The sequence below is a fragment of the Inquilinus limosus genome (assembly GCF_051487185.1).
Taxonomy (GTDB): domain Bacteria; phylum Pseudomonadota; class Alphaproteobacteria; order DSM-16000; family Inquilinaceae; genus Inquilinus; species Inquilinus limosus_F.
The window spans coordinates 170,782-184,127 of the sequence record NZ_JAHVDK010000009.1 but is presented as its reverse complement, the minus strand read 5'-3'; the positions used below and the strand labels follow the sequence as shown (position 1 = coordinate 184,127).

General features: G+C 69.3%; 14 protein-coding genes. 8 read left to right on the top strand and 6 right to left on the bottom strand.

The genetic code is table 11. The annotated features are described in order from the left end of the window. Positions 1-22 precede the first annotated feature (22 nt). Together ntrC and KXR53_RS12825 are read right to left on the bottom strand one after the other, a co-directional pair. Positions 23-1,477: a nitrogen regulation protein NR(I) gene (gene ntrC, locus KXR53_RS12830; protein WP_437375556.1), complete on the bottom strand. Its 1,455-nt coding sequence runs from the start codon at positions 1,475-1,477 to the stop codon at positions 23-25. Beyond that, positions 1,474-2,616 carry a two-component system sensor histidine kinase NtrB gene (locus KXR53_RS12825; protein ID WP_437375555.1) on the bottom strand — a complete coding sequence of 381 codons (1,143 nt, stop codon included), beginning with the start codon at positions 2,614-2,616 and terminating at the stop codon, positions 1,474-1,476. The genes ntrC and KXR53_RS12825 overlap by 4 nt, the downstream gene beginning before the upstream one ends. Positions 2,617-2,825: 209 nt before the next feature. Here KXR53_RS12825 and KXR53_RS12820 point away from each other — a divergent pair, with 209 nt between their 5' ends. The 8 genes from KXR53_RS12820 to KXR53_RS12785 all read left to right on the top strand — a co-directional run bounded on the left by KXR53_RS12820 (position 2,826) and on the right by KXR53_RS12785 (position 8,885). Beyond that, a complete protein-coding gene (locus KXR53_RS12820) occupies positions 2,826-3,566 on the top strand; it encodes a hypothetical protein (RefSeq protein ID WP_437375554.1) in 741 nt (246 codons plus the stop codon). A 3-nt stretch (positions 3,567-3,569) separates the two neighbouring features. Further along, positions 3,570-3,815, top strand: coding sequence for an OmpA family protein (locus KXR53_RS12815; RefSeq protein WP_437375596.1), 246 nt, complete (start codon positions 3,570-3,572; stop codon positions 3,813-3,815). 74 nt (positions 3,816-3,889) lie between these two features. Continuing rightward, the gene (locus tag KXR53_RS12810) at positions 3,890-5,038 is read left to right on the top strand and encodes a bifunctional 2-C-methyl-D-erythritol 4-phosphate cytidylyltransferase/2-C-methyl-D-erythritol 2,4-cyclodiphosphate synthase (protein ID WP_437375553.1); all 1,149 of its coding nucleotides are present in this window, start codon (positions 3,890-3,892) and stop codon (positions 5,036-5,038) included. Next, a complete protein-coding gene (locus KXR53_RS12805) occupies positions 5,038-5,526 on the top strand; it encodes a phosphatidylglycerophosphatase A family protein (protein WP_437375552.1) in 489 nt (162 codons plus the stop codon). The genes KXR53_RS12810 and KXR53_RS12805 overlap by 1 nt, the downstream gene beginning before the upstream one ends. Next, positions 5,523-6,041: a CinA family protein gene (locus KXR53_RS12800; protein WP_437375551.1), complete on the top strand. Its 519-nt coding sequence runs from the start codon at positions 5,523-5,525 to the stop codon at positions 6,039-6,041. Before KXR53_RS12805 ends, KXR53_RS12800 begins: the two co-directional genes overlap by 4 nt. A 61-nt stretch (positions 6,042-6,102) precedes the next feature. Beyond that, positions 6,103-7,638, top strand: a complete 1,536-nt coding sequence (locus tag KXR53_RS12795; protein WP_437375550.1) for an alpha/beta fold hydrolase — start codon at positions 6,103-6,105, stop codon at positions 7,636-7,638. Positions 7,639-7,762: 124 nt separating this feature from the next. After that, positions 7,763-8,293: a MarR family winged helix-turn-helix transcriptional regulator gene (locus KXR53_RS12790; RefSeq protein WP_437375549.1), complete on the top strand. Its 531-nt coding sequence runs from the start codon at positions 7,763-7,765 to the stop codon at positions 8,291-8,293. 82 nt (positions 8,294-8,375) lie between these two features. Then, positions 8,376-8,885, top strand: coding sequence for a YkgB family protein (locus KXR53_RS12785; protein ID WP_437375548.1), 510 nt, complete (start codon positions 8,376-8,378; stop codon positions 8,883-8,885). Positions 8,886-8,891: 6 nt separating this feature from the next. Here KXR53_RS12785 and KXR53_RS12780 read toward each other — a convergent pair whose 3' ends face one another. The 4 genes from KXR53_RS12780 to KXR53_RS12765 all read right to left on the bottom strand — a co-directional run bounded on the left by KXR53_RS12780 (position 8,892) and on the right by KXR53_RS12765 (position 13,334). Continuing rightward, positions 8,892-9,359 (bottom strand): type II toxin-antitoxin system RatA family toxin, encoded by a 468-nt coding sequence (locus KXR53_RS12780; protein ID WP_437375547.1) that lies wholly within the window; start codon positions 9,357-9,359, stop codon positions 8,892-8,894. A 66-nt stretch (positions 9,360-9,425) separates the two neighbouring features. Then, the gene (gene lipA, locus KXR53_RS12775; protein WP_437375546.1) at positions 9,426-10,421 is read right to left on the bottom strand and encodes a lipoyl synthase; all 996 of its coding nucleotides are present in this window, start codon (positions 10,419-10,421) and stop codon (positions 9,426-9,428) included. A 97-nt stretch (positions 10,422-10,518) separates the two neighbouring features. After that, positions 10,519-11,916 (bottom strand): dihydrolipoyl dehydrogenase, encoded by a 1,398-nt coding sequence (lpdA, locus tag KXR53_RS12770; protein ID WP_437375545.1) that lies wholly within the window; start codon positions 11,914-11,916, stop codon positions 10,519-10,521. A gap of 92 nt (positions 11,917-12,008) precedes the next feature. Continuing rightward, complete coding sequence (locus tag KXR53_RS12765; protein WP_437375544.1) at positions 12,009-13,334, bottom strand: pyruvate dehydrogenase complex dihydrolipoamide acetyltransferase; 1,326 nt, start codon at positions 13,332-13,334, stop codon at positions 12,009-12,011. Positions 13,335-13,346 lie beyond the last annotated feature (12 nt).

Here is a 13,346-nt window from a genome sequence, read left to right as displayed (position 1 = left end):
GCAGGCGGTACGGTCAAGCGCCCTAGCTTAGGCCACGGACCACTGGGATGTCTAACTCGCGGATCTTCTTGCGCAAGGTATTGCGGTTGAGGCCCAGCAGCTCGGCCGCCCGGATCTGGTTGCCGCGGGTCGCCGCCAGGCTCAGCGTGATCAGCGGCCGCTCGACCTCGCGCAGCACCCGGTCGTAGAGGCCGCTGGCCGGCAGGCTGCCGGCATGGGCGGCGAAATAGTCGCGCAGATGGCGCTCGACCGCGGCGGACAGCCCCTCACCCGCCGGCTCGGCGCCGGGCTCGGCGAGCCCGGGCTGCGGCAGGGCGTCGCTCAGCTCCGCCTCGATCACGTCGATGCCGATCGTCTCCTGCGAGTAGAGGGCGCAGAGGCGCCGGGCCAGGTTCTCCAGCTCGCGGACGTTGCCGGGCCAGCGGTGCCGCGTCAGCCGCTCCATTGCCCGCTTGTCCAGCGCCTTCTCGCTCATCCCCTCGGCGGCGGCGCGGCGCATGAAATGGCTGACCAGGGCCGGGATGTCCTCCGACCGCTCGCGCAGCGGCGGCAGGCGGATCGGCACGACGTTAAGGCGGTAGAACAGGTCCTCGCGGAACAGGCCCTGCCGCACCATGGTGCGCAGGTCACGGTGGGTGGCGGCGATGATGCGCACATCGGCCCGGATCGGGGTGCGCCCGCCGACCGTGGTGTATTCGCCCTCCTGCAGCACCCGCAGCAGCCGGGTCTGCGCCTCCATCGGCATGTCGCCGATCTCGTCCAGGAACAGCGTACCGCCCTGGGCCTGCTCGAACCGGCCGGTGGAACGCGACAGCGCCCCGGTGAAGGCGCCCTTCTCGTGACCGAACAGCTCGGATTCGATCAGGTCGCGCGGGATCGCCGCCATGTTGATGGCGACGAAGGGGCCGGAGCGGCGGCGGCCGTAATCGTGCAGGGCGCGGGCCACCAGCTCCTTGCCGGTGCCGCTCTCGCCGGTGATCATCACGGTCAGGTCGGTCGCCATCAGCCGGGCCATCACCCGGTAGATTTCCTGCATCGCCGGCGACCGGCCGATCAGCGGCATCGCCTCTTCGCCGTCCTCGGCCTCCCGCCCTTCGACCTCGTCCTGCCGCGGCAGGGTCAGGCCGCGCTCGACCACCCCGACCAGCTCCTTCAGGTCGAAGGGCTTGGGCAGGTATTCGAAGGCACCGCGCTCGGTCGCCTTGACCGCGGTCAGCAGGGTGTTCTGCGCGCTCATGACGATGACGCGCAGGTCCGGCCGCAGCTTCTTGATCCGCGGCAGCAGGTCGAGCCCGTTCTCGTCCGGCATCATCACATCGGTGATGATCAGGTCGCCGACGCCGTCCTGGACCCATTTGTACAGGGTCGAGGCGGTGCCGGTGCTGCGCACCTCGTGGCCGAGCCGCGACAGCGCCTGGGTCAGCACCATGCGGATGGCGCGATCGTCATCCGCGACCAGAATGGTCCCGCTGGTCATGGTTCGCTTCCGTTGTCGTCATGGTCGCCGTTCGGCGCCGGTGCGGCGTGGATCGGCAGGGAGATCTTGAACACCGTGCGGCGCGGCTCGCTCTCGAAGCCGATCAGCCCGCCGTGATCGCCGATGATCTTGGCCACCAGCGACAGGCCGAGGCCGGAGCCTTCCGCCTTGGTGGTCACGAAGGGATCGAAGAGGTGGTCCTTGAGGTCGTCCGGAATGCCCGGGCCGTTGTCCTGGATCGACACCATCAGCGGCAGGTTCATGCGCTGGCTGGTGCCCGGCACCGCGATCGCCACGCCACGCTGATAGGCGGTGGTCAGGACGATCTCGCCGTCCTCCGCCACCGCCTCGACCGCGTTCTTGATCAGGTTCAGGAAAACCTGCACCAGCTGGTCGAAATGCCCCGGCACCGGCGGCAGCGACGGATCGTAGCGCTCGATGAAGCGGACATGGCGGCCGAATCCGGTCTGGGCCACCTGGCGTGCCCGCTCCAGCACCTCGTGGATGTTGACCGGCTCGCGGGTCAGAGGGCTGGGGTCGGAGAAGGCGTCCATGCGGTCGACCAGCCGGACGATGCGGTCGGTCTCCTCGCAGATCAGCCGGGTCAACGCCCGGTCGTCGTCACCGACCGTCTGCTCCAGCAGCTGGGCGGCGCCGCGGATGCCGGACAGCGGATTCTTGATCTCATGCGCCAGCATCGCCGCCATCGCGGTCATCGACCGGGCGGCGTGGCGGCGGTTCAGCTGGGTGTCGATCCGCCGCGCCACCGATTCCTCGAACAGGCTGACCACGGCGAGATCGGGCGGCTCGACCAGCGGCGCGACCGTCACGGTGACGGTACGACGGCCGATGCGCGGGCTTTCCAGCAGCATGCCGTAATCGGCGACGCTGCGGTCCTGCTGGATCGCCTGGTCGATCAGGGTGAAGAGCGGGCTGTCGCCCGGGACGAAGCCGGTCAGATCCTGGCCCACCAGGGCGGATTCGCTGGCGTCGAGCAGTTGCTGCGCCGCCAGGTTGACGAAGCGGATCACCCGGTCTTGGCCGACCGCCAGCACCGCCACCGGCAGCGAAGCCAGGAGCGCGAAGGGATCCGGTTGCGGCGCGGCCGCGGCGGCGGGGATCGGTTTCAGATTCGGCATCGCAGCAAAAAGGACTGACAAGCGCCAGATCAGCTTATCGCCTAAATTTTGTCCAATGAAAGTTTTGCCTAACCAATGAGCAAAAGTGCCGCCCACCCCCCTATTCTGAGGGGGAAGAAGTTCCTTGCGGCCGGCGCTACATGAAACCGCGTCAAGAATGCCGCGCCTGTGGGCCGGTGGCGAATATGGAGCAGAATCCTATGAGACCGATGATCGGGACGATTGGACGCATCGCCGCCCTGGCCTTCGCGCTGACCGCCGGCACGATGACGCCTGCTGTTGCAGCCGACATCGCCGGGGCAAAGGATCATCCGGGGATCAAGCGGTTCGACGGTTCATCGATCGTGGCCTACAGCACGCAGAAATTCGTCCGCTACACGCTGCCGCTCGGCCCCGCCGACGAATATGACCAGGCCAAGGAAAAGCCCGTCTTCGCCGCCGCGAAGGAGGTCAGCGGCGCGCTGACCCGCATCAGCTACACGGCGCCGGCCGGCGTCTCCGCCGACGACGTGTTCGAGAACTACGAGAACGAGCTGGCGGCCAAGGGCTACCAGGTGCTGTTCAAGGCCGAAGGCGCCGCCACCGGCAAGCACCAGGGCGCGATCTTCTCCGGCATCGCGACGCAGCTCTTCGAATACAGCCCGGCCGCCGCGCATTTCCTGACCGCGGAGCTGGCGAAGGACGGCGCCGCGGTCGACATCGCCCTCTACGTCACCGAATACGAGGACGGCTACACCCGGGATGTCGAGGTGACGGAAGGCCAGGCCATCATCCAGCTCGACGTCATCGAATCCGGCACGCTGCAGGACAAGATGGTGACGGTCTCGGCCGCCGAGATCGAGAAGGGCCTGGCCGCGCAGGGCCATATCGCCCTCTACGGCATCCATTTCGACTTCAACAAGGCCGAGCTGAAGCCGGAGTCCAAGCCGGCGCTCGACCAGGTGGCGTAGGTCCTGAAGGACGATCCGGCGGTCAAGCTGCACGTCGTCGGCCACACCGACAATGTCGGCGGCGTGGAGACCAACATGACCCTGTCGCGGGCCCGCGCCGCGGCGGTGGTGGCGGCGCTGGTGAAGCAGTACGGCGTGCCGGCCGGCCGGCTGAACCCGGCGGGCGTCGGCCCCCTGGCGCCGGTCGCGCCGAACACCACGGATGAAGGCCGGGCCCAGAACCGCCGGGTCGAACTGATCCCGCAATAGCACCCTCTCTGCTTGTCTCTCCCAAGGCGCCGCCCTATCGTGCGGCGCCTTTCGTCCAGGAGACCGAGCGGATCATGCCACGTCACGCCGCCGTCATCGTCGCCGCCGGAACCGGCGAGCGGTTCGGCGGCTCCCTGCCCAAGCAATACCGCCCGCTGGCCGGCAGTACGGTGCTGCGCCGGTCGGTCGAGGCGTTCCGCAGCAGCGGCCGTTTCGACGACATCGTCGTGGTGATCCGCGACGAGCACCGGGATCTCTACCAGGTGGCGACCGCCGGGCTCGACCTGCCCGGCCCGGTGACCGGCGGCGCCACCCGGCAGGACAGCGTCCGCGCGGCGCTGGAATGGCTGGCGCCGCGGGCGCCGGACCTGGTGCTGGTGCACGACGCGGCCCGGCCGCTGGTGGACCGGGCGACGATCGAGCGGGTGCTCGACGCCCTCGCCTCCGCCGAGGCCGCGATCGCCGCCGTGCCGGTGGTCGACACCATCAAGCGGGCCGAAGGCGGCGTCGCCGCCGGCACGGTCGACCGCAGCGGCCTGTGGCAGGCGCAGACCCCGCAGGGCTTCCGCTTCGCGCCCTTGCTCGCCGCCCATCGCGCCGCCGCCGGCGAGGCCCTGACCGACGACGCCGCGGTGGCGGAGCGCCAGGGCACCGCCGTGCGCCTGGTCGAAGGCCATGTCGACAACTTCAAGATCACCACGGAGGCGGACCTGACCCGCGCGGAACGACTGCTCGGCGGCGTCGCCGACATCCGGACCGGCACCGGCTTCGACGTGCACCGCCTGATCCCGGGCGACGCCGTAATCCTGTGCGGCATCCGCATCCCCCATGTCTGCAGGCTGGAAGGGCATTCCGACGCCGATGTCGGGCTGCACGCCCTGACCGACGCGCTGCTCGGCGCCATCGGCGCCGGCGACATCGGCCAGCATTTCCCGCCCTCCGACGAGCGCTGGCGCGGTGCCGATTCCGCCGCCTTCCTGGCCCATGCGGCCGAGCTGGTGCGGGCCCGCGGCAGCATCCTCAACGTCGACGTCACGCTGCTGTGCGAGCGGCCGAAGATCGGCCCGCACCGCGCCGCCATGGTGGCGCGGATCGCCGAGATCCTGCGGATCGAGCCCGAGCGGGTCAGCGTCAAGGCGACCACGACCGAACGGCTCGGCTTCACCGGCCGCGAGGAGGGCATCGCCGCCCAGGCCGCGGCGAGCGTGCGGATCGAGCGCTGATGCCGTTCCGGCCGCTCCCGCCCGGCTGCCGCTTCTGGCAGCCGACCACGCTGCTGGCGACGATGGGCGGGATCGGGCTGATCCGGCGGGCTTCCGGCACCTGGGGGTCGCTCGCCGCCCTGCCCCTCGCCTGGCTGCTGTGGCGGATCGGCGGGCCGGCCACGGTGGCCGTGGCAGGGGTCGTCCTCGGCCTTGCCGGGGTCTGGGCGGCCGGCGCGGTCTGCCGCGGCGGCGAAGCGGATTCGAGCGCGATCGTCGTCGACGAGGTGGCCGGCCAGCTTCTGGCCTTGGCGCCGGTGGCGGGGGTGCTGTGGCTGTACCCTTTCGCCTTCGCCCTGTTCCGGCTGCTCGACATCGCCAAACCCTGGCCGATCTGCTGGCTCGACCGAGAGCTCGCCGGCGGCTGGGGCGTGATGATGGACGACATCGCCGCCGGCGCGGCCACGGCGGCGGTCGGGGCGGCGATCCTGGCGGGAGGGCTGGCATGATCGATGGCGCGGATCTCGCTTTGGCCGAGCAGGTGCTGGCCGCCTGCCGGGCCCGCGGGCTGATGCTGGCGACGGCGGAAAGCTGCACCGGCGGGCTGGTCGCGGCGGCGCTGACCGCGATCGCCGGCTCCTCCGACGTGGTCGAGCGCGGCTTCGTCACCTACTCCAACGCGGCGAAGGCCGAGCTGCTCGGCGTGCCGACACGGCTGATCGCCGACCGCGGCGCGGTCAGCGCCGAGGTCGCGGCGGCGATGGCCGAAGGGGCGCTGATCCGCGCCCGGGTCGACCTCGCTGTGGCGGTGACCGGCATCGCCGGCCCCGGCGGCGCCACCCCGGGCAAGCCGGTCGGGCTGGTCCATTTCGGCCTCGCCCGGCAGGGTGCCGCGACACGCACGGAACAGCGCGTCTTCGCCGGCGACCGCGGCGCGGTGCGGGCCCAGGCGACGCGGCTGGCGCTGGAGCTACTGTTGGCCGGCGCGCAAGCTGCGAAAACCGCATCCCCTCCCGCCGGCTGACGCGGGTTGCCGCCCGCGGTGACGCACCGCATCATGGCGGCGAGACTCACCCGAAAGTATCGTGCCAGTGCGTCTGAATTCGGCCGCCTCGGGCCTTTGGCCCCTCCTTGCCTTCGGCGCCCTGATCCTATTCGCCTTTCCGGCCTCGGCGGCCGCCAGCTTCGAAAGCGCCCGCTGCGTCTTCGCCGTGCCGCGCGGGGAACGGGCGACCTGCGGCTTCGTCGCCGTGCCGGCGCATCGCGAGGGCACGCGCGGCCGCAGCCTCCGCCTCTATGTCGCGGTGCTGCACAGCCGTGCCGCGTCGCCGCTGCCCGACCCGGTGATCTTCCTCAACGGCGGCCCGGGGGACGCCGCCTTCGGCGACGACGCGGACAGCTGGTGGCAGATCAGCCGGCCGATCCGCGAGACGCGGGACTTCATCGTCTTCGACCAGCGCGGCGTCGGCCAGTCGCGGCCCAGCCTGGACTGCCCGGAGTTGGATCGCGTCGCCGACCGAAACTGGACACCCGGGCTGACCCGGGCCGAGGTGCTGGCGCTGGAACGGCCGGCGGCGGTGCGCTGCCACGACCGCCTGACCCGGTCCGGCATCGATCTCTCGGCCTTCACCACCGCCGAGGCCGCGGCCGATGTCGACGACGTCGCCGCCGCGCTGAACTACGAAGGCTACAACCTGATCGGCGTCTCCTATGGCAGCCGGGTGGCGCTGGCGGTGATGCGCGACTTCCCCGACCGGGTGCGCAGCACGGTGCTCGACAGCGTCTATCCGCCGGGCATCTTCGACCTCGACACCCAGCCGGCGCTGATCGCCCGCGTGTTCCGCCGGCTATTCGGAGAGTGCCGGTCCAGCCCCGATTGCGACGCCCGGTACCCGCTGCTGGAGGCCCGCTTCGACGGCATGCTGGCGCAGCTCCGGACCCAGCCGGAGACGGTCCGCCAGGGTCGGAAGACCGTCCGGGTCGACGACGGCATCGCGCTCGACGCGCTCTACGCCGCCTTCTACGACCCGACGGTCGTGCCCGAGCTGCCGGAGCTGATCGACAAGGTCGCGCGCGGTGATCTCTCCGCCCTCGCCCCCTGGATCGGGCCGGTGTTCAGCGGCGGGCCGAACCGCTCCGATGGCCTCGCGCTCAGCGTCGCCTGCAGCGAGAGCTGGCCCTTCGCCACCCGCGATGCGCTGGCGGCGTCGGTCGCCGCCTCGGAACCCTATGGCGACAATGCCGCCTATGCGCTGGAGTGGCAGGTCTGTGATTCCTGGCACGTGCCGCCGATCTCGGCGGTCGATGCCGTGGCGGTGTCGAGCACCACGCCGACCCTGCTGCTGACCGGCAGCTTCGACCCGATCACGCCGCCCGAATACGCCTATATCGCGGCGCGGACCCTGACCAATGGTCGGGTGATCGAATTCCGGGCCGGCAGCCATTCCATCCTGACCACCGAATCCTGCGCGCCGGAGCTGGTAGCCCGCTTCGTCGGCGCGCCGACCGTGCCGCTGGACGATCTCTGCACCGACCGCACGCTGGCGCCGCGTTTCATCAGCGTCGGCGGGGCGGATCAGCCGCCCCCAGCCGCCGCGGGCACCGAGGCGCGGTCGCCTTAGAGAGGGTGCATGGGGCAGCTTGACCCGCGATCGCGCCAGCGGGTCGATCACCACTTTCCAGGAGGATAGGAGCGTTCAACGCATTACGGCTTGATTATTTGCGTAGCGCAAGCAACTATCGGCCATGCATTCAGACGATCGAACGAACAACCTTCTGGGCGCACTCGTTGTCGCGCTTGGCGACGCCATGCGAGCGAGCGTTGAGAAAGCCTCGGGTCACGGGCTGACGGCTTCGGCCGCGCTGGCAACCGCATTCTTCTATCCGGGCAAGTCGGTGGACGTCTTACGCCGGATTCTCGGGCTTTCCGGGGCGGGTGCGACCCGACTTATCGACGGGTTGCAGGCCAACGGCCTCGTCGAACGGCGCGCGAGCTTGGATGACCGCCGCTCACGCGCCGTCCTGCTGACCGAAGCCGGCAGCAAGTGCGCGGATGAGGTGCTGAAGGCGCGCCGCGCAGTTTACTCACGCGCCTTGGCAGCGCTGTCGACGGACGAACGGAACCAGCTCGCGCGCATGCTTGACTCGATGCTGACCGCTTTGACGCCCGATCGTGCGACCTGCGACCGGACCTGCCGCCTGTGCGACATCGCGGCATGTCCCCAGGATATCTGCCCCGTCGAACTCGCGGCCCTTCGCGTGGAGGGTGCTGAATGAGCTCCGCGATCCGTCGGACGATGCTCCCCTCACTTGCGCTGCGACACGGGGCCATACTCTTCGCAAAACCGGAGAAACCGCCATGACCCAACGCGATGAACCAAGAGGCGCCAACGTCGCAGCCGGCGTTGCCGATGCACTTCCGGCTCGCGTGACGTCGGCCGGCAGGCTGATTGCACTTCTGGGCGTGATCCTGGTGCTTCTGATGATCGGTGGTCTCAAGTTCACGCAGATCGAGATCGACGGCTTGAAGCCGCTCATCAGCGGAACGCCGTGGCTGGCGTGGATGTATCCGGTGTTTGGTGAAGCCGGCGCGTCCTATCTGCTCGGCGTGGTCGAAATCGCGACGGCGTTGCTGTTGTGTGCCTCGCCCTGGTCCGCCCGCGCCGGAGTGGCTGGCGGCGCACTCGGCGTGCTCACCTTCTTCGTCACGACGAGCCTGCTCGTGCCGTTGCCGGTGTGGGAAGAGGCTTCGGGTGGATTCCCGGCGCTGAATGAGCTCGGATACTTCCTGATCAAGGACATCGCCTTGCTCGGCGTGTCGCTCGTTGTCCTCGGTGAGAGCCTCGCGCGCGCGACGCAACGCGGCTGAGGCGGATCAGCCGCCCCCGGCGGCCGCAGCGGGCACCGTGGCGCGGTCGCCGTAGAGCGCACGGGCCCGCGCCTCGAAAGCGCCGACCATGCGGCGGAAGGCCTCGTGGAACACCGCGCCGATCAGGGTTTGCAGCACCCGCGAGCGGAACTCGAAATCGACGTGGAAGTCGATTTCACAGCCGGCTGGATGCGGCAGGAAGCGCCAGCAATTGGTCAACCGCTTCATCGGCCCATCGACATAGGCGACGTCGATCTGCCGGCCCGGCGTCAGCGTCACCCGGCTGGTGTAGCGTTCGCGGATCATCTTGAAGCCGATCACCAGATCGGCCAGCAGCACGTTGCCCTCACGCTTGCGGATGCGCGCCCCGAGGCACCAGGGCAGGAAGCTCGGGTAGCTCTCGATATCCGCCACCAGCTCGTAAAGCTGCTGGGGCGTGTAGGGCAGGACGCGCTGTTCGGTGTGTGACGGCATGATGAACCCGCGGAACGCTCGACAGTCCTAGATAAGACCAGCGGCATCGTCCCGCCAGTGCGACCTTCAGGCGCCCTGGGTAAGCCCGCGGGCTAACGCAACCAGGTCGATCGGCCCCGCGGCGGCGCCCAGCCGGGCCAGGCGGGCGGCCTTCAGCTTCTCGAAATCGGCGCCGGCATGGTAGGACGACCGCGTCAGCGGCGAGGCCGAGATCATCAGGAAGCCCTTGCCCCGCCCGATCCGCTCGTGGCTCTGGAACTCCTCGGGCGTGACGAAGCGGTCGAGCTTCGCATGCTTCGGCGTCGGCTGCAGATACTGGCCGATGGTCATGAAATCGACATCGGCGGCGCGCAGGTCGTCCATCACCTGCCCGACCTCCTCCGCCGTCTCGCCGAGACCGACCATGATGCCCGATTTGGTGAAAATGGTCGGGTCGAGCTCCTTCACCCGCGCCAGCAGCTGCAGCGAGGTGAAATAGCGGGCGCCGGGCCGGATCGACGGGTAGAGCCGGGGCACGGTCTCGAGGTTGTGATTGAAGACATCCGGCCGCGCTTCAACAACGATTTCAACGGCTCCCGGCTTGTTCTTGAAGTCAGGAGTAAGGATCTCGATGGTCGTGTCCGGCGAGGCGGCGCGGACGGCGCGGATGGTCTCGGCGAAATGCCGAGCGCCGCCGTCGTCCAGGTCGTCGCGGTCGACCGAGGTGATGACGATGTGGCTCAGCCCCAGCCGGCCGCAGGCCTCGGCCACGTGCTGCGGCTCATGCGGGTCGAGCTGGTCCGGCCGGCCGGTAGCGATGTTGCAGAAGGCGCAGGCCCGGGTGCAGACCGAGCCCAGGATCATCACCGTGGCGTGGCCCTTGGACCAGCATTCACCGATGTTCGGGCAGGCCGCTTCCTCGCACACCGTGTTCAGCTTCAGGTCCCGCATCAGCCTGCGGGTCTCGTGATACTCGGCCGAGACCGGCGCCTTGACCCGGATCCAGGCCGGCTTGCGCGGCACCGGGTTGTCCGGACGGTGCGCCTTCTCGGGATGGCGAAGATGGGGCTCTACAGCGGACATGGTCGTCCTTGCGGGGTCCTGGGCGGGTTGCGGCCTTGGCTCGGCGGCGCCTCACCCAAAGATGGGCAAGAGCCGCCGGAAGCCAAGCACGCTTTGCTCAATAGTGGATTGCGCGCCCGTAGGCGTCGAGCACGCTCTCATGCATCATCTCGCTCAGCGTCGGATGCGGGAAGATGCTGTGCATCAGCTCCGCCTCCGTCGTCTCCAGCGTCTTGGCGATGCCGTAGCCCTGGATCAGCTCGGTGACCTCGGCGCCGACCATATGGGCGCCGAGCAGTTCGCCGGTCTTGGCGTCGAACACGGTCTTGACCATGCCTTCCGGCTCGCCCAGCGCGATCGCCTTGCCGTTGCCGATATAGGGGAAGCGGCCGACCCGCACCTCGTGCCCCGCCTCCTTGGCCTTGGCCTCGGTCAGGCCGACCGAGGCGACCTGCGGCATGCAGTAGGTGCAGCCCGGGACGTTGCTGACGTCGAGCGGATGCGGATGCAGCCCGGCGATCTTCTCGACGCAGATCACGCCCTCATGGCTGGCCTTATGCGCCAGCCAGGGCGGGCCGGCGACGTCGCCGATGGCGTAGACGCCCGGCTCGTCGGTCTCCAGATAGGGGCCGACCACAATGTGGCCGCGGTCGACCTTCACCTTGGTGTTCTCCAGCCCGAGGTTCTCGACATTGCCGTCGATGCCGATGGCCAGGATCACCCGGTCCGCGGTGATCGTCTCGGTCTTGCCATTGACCTCGACGGTGGCGGTGACGCTGTCGGCCCTATTCTCCAGCTTCTGGGTCTTGGCGCTGACCAGGATACGCATGCCCTGCTTCTCGAACTGTTTCCTGGCGAAGGCCGAGATCTCCTCGTCCTCCACCGGCAGGATACGGTCGAGCATCTCGACCACCGTCACCTCGGCGCCGAGGTTGTGGTAGAAGCTGGCGAATTCGATGCCGATGGCGCCCGAGCCGATGACCAGGAGCGACTTCGGCATGGTCGGCGGGACCATCGCCTCCTTGTAGGTCCAGATCAGCTTGCCGTCCGGCTTCGTCCCCGGCAGAGTCCGCGCCCGGGCGCCCGTAGCGATGATGATGTGCTTGGCGGCGAGCGTCTCCTTGCTCCCGGCCTTCAGCGCCACCTCGACCTTGCCGCCGCCCAGCAGCTTGGCTGCGCCGTCGAACACCGTCACCTTGTTCTTGCGCAGCAGGTGCTTGACCCCGCCGGCGAGCTGGGCCGCGACCTTGCGCGACCGCTCAACCACCTTCTTAAGATCGAAGCTGACATCCTTGGCAGAAAAGCCATATTCGCCGAGGTGCTTCAGCAGGTGCGAGATCTCGGACGAACGCAGCAGCGCCTTGGTCGGAATGCAGCCCCAGTTCAGGCAGATGCCGCCGAGATGCTCGCGCTCGACCACCGCGGTCTTGAGCCCCAGCTGGGCGGCGCGGATCGCGGCGACATAACCGCCCGGGCCGGCGCCGATCACCAGGACATCGAAGCTCGTATCAGCCACAGTCGTGTCTCCTTGCTGCCTCCCGCGCCCCGGCGGAGGCTGTCACGGGGTCGCCGGTCGGGGGCCGGGACCGCAGTCCCGGCCCGGACCGATCAGAGCATCATGCTGAGCGGCGCCTCGACCAGCGCCCTGAAGGCGGCCAGGTATTCGGCACCGACCGCGCCGTCGACGGCGCGGTGGTCGACCGACAGGGTGCAGCTCATCACCGTGGCGATGGCGAGCGCGCCGTCCTTCACCACCGGCCGCTGGGTGCCGGCGCCGACCGCCAGGATGCAGGATTGCGGCGGGTTGATGATCGCCCCGAAATCCTTGACCCCGTACATGCCGAGATTGGAGATCGAGAAGGTGCCACCCTGGTACTCCTCAGGCTTCAGCTTGCCCTCGCGGGCGCGGCCGGCAAGGTCTTTCATCTCGGCCGAGATGGTGCCCAGCCCCTTGCGGTCAGCGTCCTTGATGATCGGGGTGATCAGGCCGCCCTCGGTCGCCACCGCCACCGAAACGTCGACCCGCTCGTACTGGATCATCGCCTCGTCGGTCCAGGAAGCGTTGGCGGCCGGCACCTTGCGCAGCGCCAGCGCCGCCGCCTTGATCAGCATGTCGTTGACCGACAGCTTGACGTCGCCGCGGTCGTTCAGCTCCTTGCGCAGCTTGAGCAGCGCGTCGAGCTCGATATCGACCGTCAGGTAGAAATGCGGGACGGTCTGCTTCGACTCCAGGAGCCGGCGCGCCACCGTCTTGCGCATGTTGCTGTGCTTCTGCTCGCTGTAGGGGATGCCGAGGGCATCGGCGAGCTGCTTGGCGTTCGGGCCGGCGGCCGCCGGCTTCGCGGCCGGGACGGCAGCGGGAGTCGGCGCCGCCTTCGCGGCTTCGGGCATAGCCGGCTTGGCGGCAGGAACGCCGCCGGCCAGCGCGGCCTCGATGTCGGCCTTGACCACGCGGCCATGCGGGCCGCTGCCCTGCAGCGCCGCCAGATCGATGCCGGCCTGCTGCGCCATGCGGCGCGCCAGCGGGCTGGCGAAGACGCGGCTTTCGTCATGGCCGTTCGCCGCCGGCTTCGCGGCCGGAGCGGGCTGCGGCGCCGGGGCCTCGGCCTTCGCCGGAGCCTCGGGCTTCGGCTCGGCCGGCGCCTTGGCCTCGGGCTTCGGCGCCCCGTCCTTCAGCGCGCCAGCGTCCTCGCCCTCCTCCAGGAGGATGGCGATGACCTCGTTGACCGGCACGTTCTCGGTGCCCTCGGGCACCAGGATCTTGCCGAGGGTGCCTTCGTCGACCGCCTCGACCTCCATGGTCGCCTTGTCGGTCTCGATCTCGGCGATCACGTCGCCCGACTTGACCTTGTCGCCCTCCTTCTTATGCCAGGTGGCGAGCGTGCCCTCGGTCATGGTGGGCGACAGCGCGGGCATCAGAATGTTGATCGTCATCGATCCCTCCCC

Bases quoted from the DNA above. Each gene is read 5' to 3' on its own strand.
- ntrC (WP_437375556.1), bottom strand. From the start codon at position 1,477: ATGACCAGCGGGACCATTCTGGTCGCGGATGACGATCGCGCCATCCGC.
- KXR53_RS12825 (WP_437375555.1), bottom strand. From the start codon at position 2,616: ATGCCGAATCTGAAACCGATCCCCGCCGCCGCGGCCGCGCCGCAACCG.
- KXR53_RS12820 (WP_437375554.1), top strand. From the start codon at position 2,826: ATGATCGGGACGATTGGACGCATCGCCGCCCTGGCCTTCGCGCTGACC.
- KXR53_RS12810 (WP_437375553.1), top strand. From the start codon at position 3,890: ATGCCACGTCACGCCGCCGTCATCGTCGCCGCCGGAACCGGCGAGCGG.
- KXR53_RS12805 (WP_437375552.1), top strand. From the start codon at position 5,038: ATGCCGTTCCGGCCGCTCCCGCCCGGCTGCCGCTTCTGGCAGCCGACC.
- KXR53_RS12800 (WP_437375551.1), top strand. From the start codon at position 5,523: ATGATCGATGGCGCGGATCTCGCTTTGGCCGAGCAGGTGCTGGCCGCC.
- KXR53_RS12790 (WP_437375549.1), top strand. From the start codon at position 7,763: ATGCATTCAGACGATCGAACGAACAACCTTCTGGGCGCACTCGTTGTC.
- KXR53_RS12785 (WP_437375548.1), top strand. From the start codon at position 8,376: ATGACCCAACGCGATGAACCAAGAGGCGCCAACGTCGCAGCCGGCGTT.
- KXR53_RS12780 (WP_437375547.1), bottom strand. From the start codon at position 9,359: ATGCCGTCACACACCGAACAGCGCGTCCTGCCCTACACGCCCCAGCAG.
- lipA (WP_437375546.1), bottom strand. From the start codon at position 10,421: ATGTCCGCTGTAGAGCCCCATCTTCGCCATCCCGAGAAGGCGCACCGT.
- KXR53_RS12765 (WP_437375544.1), bottom strand. From the start codon at position 13,334: ATGACGATCAACATTCTGATGCCCGCGCTGTCGCCCACCATGACCGAG.